We start from the raw sequence: 2,887 nt of genomic DNA, 5'->3' as shown, positions 1-2,887 counted from the left end.
GTGCCCTGCCCGGAACAGATGAACGCGGTCTTCCCGCCCGCTGCCGTCTTGTCGTGTGTGAGGGTGACGAGGTTGGGGTGTGACTCTCCGGCGGCCAGGGCCGCGAGCGCGTCCAGGGCTTGGTCGCGGTCGGTGGCGATGATGGTGGCCCGGTGGTCGAACAGGGCGCGGGCATGGGCCAGGGTGTGACCGATGGCGGCCGTATCCAGGTGGGGGTTGTCGCTGATGTGGGTGTGCAGGGTGCCGGCCTGGGCGCGGAGCGCGGCCTGGGTCTTCGCGGACACCACCCACACCACCGGCCGGCCCGCATCCCCGCCCGCAGGCTCCGCCTCCCCGTCGGTCACGGCCGGCTCCGGCTGGGATGCTTCCTCCAGGATGACGTGGGCGTTGGTCCCGCTCACCCCGAAGGAGGACACTCCTGCCCGTCGTAGCCGGCCGGTCTGCGCATCCCACGGCCGCGCTTCCGTCAGCAGCTGCACGGCACCGGTGGCCCAGTCGATGTGCGGTGACGGCCCGTCCACATGCAACGTCGCTGGTAGTAGGTCCTTCTGGAGGGCCATCACCATCTTGATCAGGCCGGCCATGCCTGCTGCTGCCTGAGTGTGGCCGAGGTTGGATTTCACCGAGCCCAGCCACAACGGCCGCTCATGGCCGTGCTCTTGGCCGTAGGTGGCAAGGAGGGCCTGGGCCTCGATCGGATCGCCCAGCTTCGTGCCCGTCCCGTGGCCCTCGACCACGTCGACGTCTGCGGCTGACAGTCCGGCGTTGGCGAGGGCCTGGCGGATCACCCGTTGCTGCGACGGCCCGTTGGGGGCGGTGAGGCCGTTCGACGCACCGTCCTGGTTGACCGCGCTGCCGCGCACCACCGCGAGGACGCGGTGTCCCAACCGCTGGGCGTCGGAGAGTCGTACGACGAGGAGGGTGCCGATACCCTCGCTCCAGCTGGTGCCGTCGGCTGCTGCGGCGTAGGGCTTGCAGCGTCCGTCGGGAGCGAGCCCCCGCTGACGGGAGAACTCGGTGAACGTGATTGGGCTGGCCATGATCGTGACGCCGCTCGCGAGGGCCATGGTGCATTCGCCGGTGCGCAGGGCCTGGCAGGCCAGGTGCAGGGCCACCAAGGAGGAGGAACAGGCGGTGTCGACGGTGACGGCGGGGCCTTCGAGGCCGAGGGTGTAGGAGACCCGGCCGGAGGCGATGCTGCCGGCGGTCCCCGTGAGGACATACCCCTCAGTGGTGTCATGGGTCGCGTGGGCGTGTGCGGCGTAGTCCTGGGCGTTGATACCGGTGAAGACGCCGGTCGACGTACCTTGGAGCGTCTGGGGGTTGATGCCGGCGTGTTCGACGGCTTCCCAGGCGGTCTCCAGGAGGAGCCGTTGCTGGGGGTCCATGGCGAGGGCTTCGCGGGGGCTGATGCCGAAAAAGTCCGCGTCGAACTCCCCGGCGTCGTACAGGAATCCGCCGTGCCGGGTGTAGGAGGTCCCGGGATGGTCGGGGTCGGGGTGGTAGAGGTTGGCCAGGTCCCAGCCACGGTCGGTGGGGAATGTGCCGATGGCGTCCTGTTCGGAGGCGACAAGATCCCAGAGTTGCTCGGGTGAGGCGACCCCGCCGGGGAAGCGGCAGGCCACGCCGATGATGGCGATCGGCTCGTCAGCCTCGGCCCGGGGCGCCTGGGTGGCGGCGGTGCCGTCCGGTGAGGCACCGAAAAGCTCGGTGTGGAGAAAGGTCGCAAGCCTGGCCGGCGTCGGGTGATCGAACACGAGCGTCGTCGGGAGCACGAGCCCGGTGACCCCGGCGAGGTGATTGCGGAGTTCGACGGCGGAGAGCGAGTCGAATCCGAGTTCCCTGAAAGGGTGTTCGGTCGCGATGGAGTCGGCTTGATCACGGCCCAGGACGGTGGCCGCTTGAGCGCGGACGAGCGTCAGCAGGGCGTCGAGCCGTTCGGCCGGAGGCTGGAGGGCGAGCAGCTCCCGGAGGTTTCCGGGTTCGGCGAGCGGGTCGGCCTTGCCCGCGGGCGTGGACTCGGGCTGCTGCGCCTCGGGGATGTCCTCGAAAAGGGCGCGGAGCCCGGTGGAGCTGTTGCGGCTGAACGTGGGCCAGTCGATGTCCGCGATGAACGTGCTGGGCCGACCGCTTGCGAGTGCTCGATCGAAAGCGCGCATAGCCGACTCGGGGTCCATGGGATTCATCCCGCGACGGCGCAGGTGCTCGCCGATGTCGCCTCTTGCCAGGCCGTTTCCTTGCCAGGTGCCCCAGGCGATGGTGGTGGCGGGGAGGTTGTGGGTGTGGCGGTGGTGGGCGAGGGCGTCGAGGTGGGCGTTGGCGGCGGCGTAGTTGGCTTGGCCGGGGGCGCCGAGGGTGCCGGCAGCGGAGGAGTAGAGGACGAAGTGGTGGAGGGGGAGGTGGCGGGTGTGGTGGTGGAGGAGGTGGGCGGTGTGGGCTTTGGCGCGGAGGACGTTGTCGAGTTGGGTGGGGGTGAGGTTGGTGAGGGTGGCGTCGTCGAGGGTGCCGGCGGTGTGGATGACGGTGGTGAGGGGGTGTTGGGTGGGGATGTTGTTGAGGAGGTGGGTGAGTTGGTCTGGGTTGGTGATGTCGCAGGTGGTGATGGTGAAGGGGATGCGTTGTTGGGTGAGGTGGTTTTTGAGTTGTTGGAGGTGGGGGGTGTTGGTGGGTTGGCGGGTGGTGAGGAGGAGGTGTTGGTGGGGGTGGTGGGTGGTGAGGTGGTGGGTGAGGTGGGTGGCGAGGGCGCCGGTGGCGCCGGTGATGAGGGTGGTGCCTTGGGGTGTGGGTGGTGGTGTGGTGGTGGGGAGGGTGGTGGGGGTGAGGCGTCGGGTGTGGGTGGTGTGGTTGCGGATGGTGAGGTGGTGTTGGTGGTGGGGGTGGGTGATGG

General features: G+C 69.4%; 1 protein-coding gene. It reads right to left on the bottom strand.

Annotated elements, in window-relative coordinates; all coding sequences use genetic code 11:
- The coding region (locus tag ACZ7DL_RS38995; protein WP_470781810.1) for a type I polyketide synthase at positions 1 to 2,887 on the bottom strand (2,887 nt) is incomplete at both ends.

Source organism: Streptomyces sp. NPDC036984, from assembly GCF_055607665.1.
The sequence above is the reverse complement of the archived record's forward strand: the minus strand, read 5'-3'. Positions and strand labels throughout refer to the sequence as shown.